Below are 4224 nucleotides of genomic sequence, written 5' to 3'. Positions count from 1 at the left end.
GCGCCGCCGCTGGCGGCGGTCAGCGGTTCGTTTAACAGCGCGTGCATGATTGCCCAGGCGACGTCCGCGTGGCTGGCGTCCTCGCTGCGGCTCGCCTCGTAGGTTGAGCGGTTTCCGCTGGCGGTCATGGTTTTGCTGATCGCCATAAAGGACTGCGTTATGTCGGTGCTTCCGGCGTCGTACTCAACCCGCTGCCGGATAATGCCATCCGTCCCACGCAGCTTTATGCAGGCGGCGAGCTGGTCAGCGGGCTGCAGCTGTGAACGGGCTGGAGGCGTTCGACACCCGGCTAAACGCGCTTATCGGCAACCTGTCACCTGATGCGCGTAAGGAAATGGCGCGCACCATCGCAAAGCGCCTGCGCGCCGGTCAGCAGCAGAATATCAAGCGCCAGCAGGCACCGGACGGCACGGCGTTTAAGCCGCGCAAGGCACCGGCACGTAAAAAGAAAGGGCGGATAAAGCGTGAGATGTTCGCCAGGCTGCGCACGGCCAAATACATGAAGGCAAAAGGCACCGCCGACGACGCCGTGGTGGAGTTTGCCGGTAATGTGCAGCGCATGGCCCGCGTGCATCATTATGGGCTGCGCGACCGGCCAGCCCGTGGAGGGAAAGAGGTGGTGTACGAAGCCAGACCGTTATTAGGATTAACTGAAGAAGACTTGCAGGTTGTTGAAAATATTTTCCTTTTAGGATTGTAGGGGCCTTGAGAGTAAATAAGTTGATGTTTAATAACGCATTAGGCTAGCTTTGGTTTTTTCAGTTATTTCTTTTATTTTTAGAAGCAGGTGTTCTGATGAGGTATCATTTACTGTTTTCTGTTGGAAATTAACTAACAAGTAATCCATCTCTTCACTTATTTGGTCTAGTAGATCTATTGTTGCAGCATTACTTCTGTTTTGAATGGGGTGATTAAGTATCTCATTTAAAAGATTTCTAACCCAGCCTTTTTCAAATTGAAATGTATGATTAAATCTATTTTTGAATATCCTTGTTAATGAGTATATCTCGAATAAATTCACTTCATCCCCTTTGTAATTATGAGGGTGTGCGACGTAGGTGATAGTTTCATTAACGTTGCAAGTTAACTCTTTGTGAATATTGAAGAGTCTAGCTTTTAAAATAAATCGGTCGTACGGTACATGCTCCTGTATCGTCTCTTTATTAGCGAAGGATAATATTTTATTGCAAGTGGAAATGATTAGGTCTAGCTCCTCTATAAAAAATTGAACTGAGACTATATATTCTTTTCTGTCACGTCTAAATATCTCACCAAATGAATTGGGATTGATATCAATATATAAATTAATGGAACCATGAAGCCTACTGAAACTTTCAAGAATTATCATGGTACTGTCATGTTCCCAATCTCTGTTTAACCAAAGGAATATATGTTCAAGGTGGAATCGGATGGCTTCCAAAGTTTGGTTGTTTTGATGATCTTTTTCTAAACTGTCTGTTGAGAAAAACTCAAAATTATTTCTAGGGAATATTTTCCTATAAAGCTCGCTTCTTTGATATATCTTTGCATTTTCATTTCCGTAGAAATGATTCAAATCAAAAAGGATATCCCCTATTAATAAGTTAAACTCTTCCTTATGAAGTCTGTATTTGTCGAAAGTGTCCCTCATTTGCTGTGATTTGTTGAATAAAATTATACTTTCATTAAATCCCTTCACCTCTTGGTTGAAGTGCATTATATTTTCTTGGAAATTTTTAATTCCTTTATTATGCTCATCAATCTTAGCGTCCTGTAGTTTTTGAGCCTCTCTTAAATCTTGAGCTTGTTTATCGCTTCTTCTTACTGACTCATTAGACTGGTGAATTACAAATCCAAGGGTGATCATTGTAGCAAGCGCACCAGACAGTCCGAATAATCCACTTAGTAATGATCCAAAATTCGACCATTCTTCAGATTTATTAGAAAAAGCAGCCCACCCATCATTAAATACCGGGAAGGCATAACCAGTAACAGCATGTGAAAAAACAATGAGCACAGCAAGAGGAATTGCCAATATTATCGTTGCCGCTATAAAAAAAACAATCCAAGATTTTTTACTCATATTTATCTCATTTGTTTGTTAGTAGATGAACAAACTGACGCCGATTGCTAAAGGGTCAGTTAGGCAAGCATTATCAGGATATGAATAAACAAGAAAATATCAATGAAATCCTGCGCCTGCTGCGCAACCTGATCCGCATCGGCACCGTGTCCGCCGTCAACCTCGACGACGGGCTGTGCCGCGTGGATACCGGCAACAACACAACCAGCTGGCTGCACTGGCTGGCCGCCCGTGCCGGTCGCACCCGTTCATGGAATGCGCCGTCGGTCGGCGAGCAGGTGCTTGTCCTGTGCCTGGGCGGCGAGCTGGATACCGGCTTTGTGCTGCCGGGCGTGTTCTCTGACGCTAACCCGGCACCGTCGGCCTCGGCTGACGCGCTGCACTGGTCGTTTCCGGACGGCGCGGTGATCGAGTATGAACCGGAAAACGGCGCACTGAAGGCAACCGGCATCCAGACCGCGACCATTCAGGCCGCCGTTAAAATCATGCTGGATTCGCCCGAAGTCGAATGCGCCGCCCTGCTGAAAACCGCCACGCTGGAAGTGACCCAGGGCGGTACGATGAAAGGCGATGTTCAGCACAGCGGCGGCAGCTTCAGCTCTAACGGCGTGGTCGTGCATTCCCACAAACACGGCGGCGTGAAGTCCGGCGGCGACACGTCCGGAGGGCCGCAGTGATGACCGTGCGCTATTCCGGCATGAGCCGCGACACCGGCGCGGCGCTGACCGACCTTGACCACATTCGCCAGTCGGTGCACGACATTCTGTTAACGCCGGTCGGTTCCCGCGTGATGCGCCGCAGCTATGGCTCGCTTTTATCCGCGCTGATTGACCAGCCACAAAACGAGGCGCTGCGCCTGCAGATTATGTCGGCCTGCTATATGGCGATTTTGCAGTGGGAGCCGCGCGTAAAGCTGACCGGCATTTCCTATGAATCCGCGTTCGACGGCGGCATGGTGGTGGAAATCACCGGCAGCCGCACCGACACCGCGCAGGATTTTTCTCTAACCGTTCCCGTGAGCTGATATGGCAACTATCGACCTGAGCCAGCTACCCGCGCCCGACGTGGTGGAAGCGCTGGACTATGAAACATTACTCAATGAGCGAAAGGCCACGCTGGTATCGCTGTATCCGGCGGAGCAGCAGGACGCCATCGCCCGCACGCTGGCGCTGGAGTCCGAGCCGGTGGTGAAGCTGCTGCAGGAAAACGCCTACCGCGAGGTTATCCTGCGCCAGCGCGTCAACGAGGCGGCAAAGGCCGTCATGGTTGCCTATGCCCTGGCGGATGATTTAGACCAGCTCGGCGCAAACAACGGCGTTACCCGCCTGACACTGACGGCTGCCGACGACACCACAACCCCGCCGACCGCCGCCGTGATGGAAAGCGACGACGATTACCGCGTGCGCATCGCCGCCGCCTTTGAAGGGCTGAGCGTGGCCGGGCCGTCCGGCGCGTATGAGTACCACGCCAGAAGCGCCGACGGCCGTGTGGCGGACGCATCTGCCATCAGCCCGTCGCCCGCCTGCGTCACCGTCACCGTGCTGTCGCGCGAGGGCAACGGCGAGGCAACCGCCGACCTGCTGGCCGTGGTGGATGCCGCCTTAAACGACGAGGACGTGCGCCCGGTGGCCGACCGGGTAACGGTGCAGTCGGCCACGATTGTGGATTATGCCGTTGAAGCCGTGCTGTATCTCTATCCGGGGCCGGAAGCCGAACCGATACGCGCCGCCGCCGAGTCAAAGCTTGCCGCCTTTGTCAGCGCGCAGGCCCGTCTCGGCCGGGATATCCGCAAATCGGCTTTATACGCTGCGCTTCACGTTGAAGGCGTGCAGCGCGTGGAGCTGGCGCAGCCCGCCGCCGACGTGGTGCTGGATAAAACGCAGGCCGCCTACTACACCGGCTACGGCATTACGATCGGGGGTTCGGATGAGTGATCGTCTGCTGCCGTCCGGCTCGTCGGCGCTGGAGGTGGCCGCCGCCGAAGCCTGCGCCACGATTGAAGCCATTCCGGCACTGCTGCGCCGGTTGTGGAATCCGCAAACCTGCCCGGTGGAGCTGCTGCCATACCTCGCCTGGGCGTGGTCGGTTGACCGCTGGGATACCGGCTGGAGCGAGTCCACAAAGCGCGCCGTGGTGTCGGCCTCGCAGTACGTGCACAAGCA

The 4224-nt window shown here is 53.2% G+C and carries 6 protein-coding genes and 1 pseudogene; 5 read left to right on the top strand and 2 right to left on the bottom strand.

Annotated features, from left to right (window positions below):
* Positions 1-194 (bottom strand): annotated as a pseudogene (locus ACETPC_RS23670) (oxidoreductase); the annotation flags it as partial.
* A gap of 65 nt (positions 195-259) precedes the next feature.
* Here ACETPC_RS23670 and ACETPC_RS23665 point away from each other — a divergent pair.
* Positions 260-700, top strand: coding sequence for a phage virion morphogenesis protein (locus ACETPC_RS23665; RefSeq protein ID WP_380184882.1), 441 nt, complete (start codon positions 260-262; stop codon positions 698-700).
* 27 nt (positions 701-727) lie between these two features.
* Here ACETPC_RS23665 and ACETPC_RS23660 read toward each other — a convergent pair whose 3' ends face one another.
* Complete coding sequence (locus ACETPC_RS23660; RefSeq protein WP_380184881.1) at positions 728-2062, bottom strand: hypothetical protein; 1335 nt, start codon at positions 2060-2062, stop codon at positions 728-730.
* An 80-nt stretch (positions 2063-2142) separates the two neighbouring features.
* Here ACETPC_RS23660 and ACETPC_RS23655 point away from each other — a divergent pair, with 80 nt between their 5' ends.
* The 4 genes from ACETPC_RS23655 to ACETPC_RS23640 all read left to right on the top strand — a co-directional run.
* Positions 2143-2739, top strand: coding sequence for a phage baseplate assembly protein V (locus ACETPC_RS23655; protein WP_380184880.1), 597 nt, complete (start codon positions 2143-2145; stop codon positions 2737-2739).
* Positions 2739-3086 (top strand): GPW/gp25 family protein, encoded by a 348-nt coding sequence (locus ACETPC_RS23650; protein ID WP_380184879.1) that lies wholly within the window; start codon positions 2739-2741, stop codon positions 3084-3086. The genes ACETPC_RS23655 and ACETPC_RS23650 overlap by 1 nt, the downstream gene beginning before the upstream one ends.
* A 1-nt stretch (position 3087) precedes the next feature.
* Positions 3088-3996 carry a baseplate assembly protein gene (locus ACETPC_RS23645; RefSeq protein ID WP_380184878.1) on the top strand — a complete coding sequence of 303 codons (909 nt, stop codon included), beginning with the start codon at positions 3088-3090 and terminating at the stop codon, positions 3994-3996.
* On the top strand, positions 3989-4224 hold a 236-nt coding region (locus tag ACETPC_RS23640), incomplete at its 3' end, for a phage tail protein I (RefSeq protein ID WP_380184877.1). The genes ACETPC_RS23645 and ACETPC_RS23640, both read left to right, overlap by 8 nt.

Origin of the sequence: Pantoea sp. sgz302252, from assembly GCF_042610525.1 — a bacterium.
Taxonomy (GTDB): domain Bacteria; phylum Pseudomonadota; class Gammaproteobacteria; order Enterobacterales; family Enterobacteriaceae; genus Erwinia.
The sequence above is the reverse complement of the archived record's forward strand: the minus strand, read 5'-3'. Positions and strand labels throughout refer to the sequence as shown.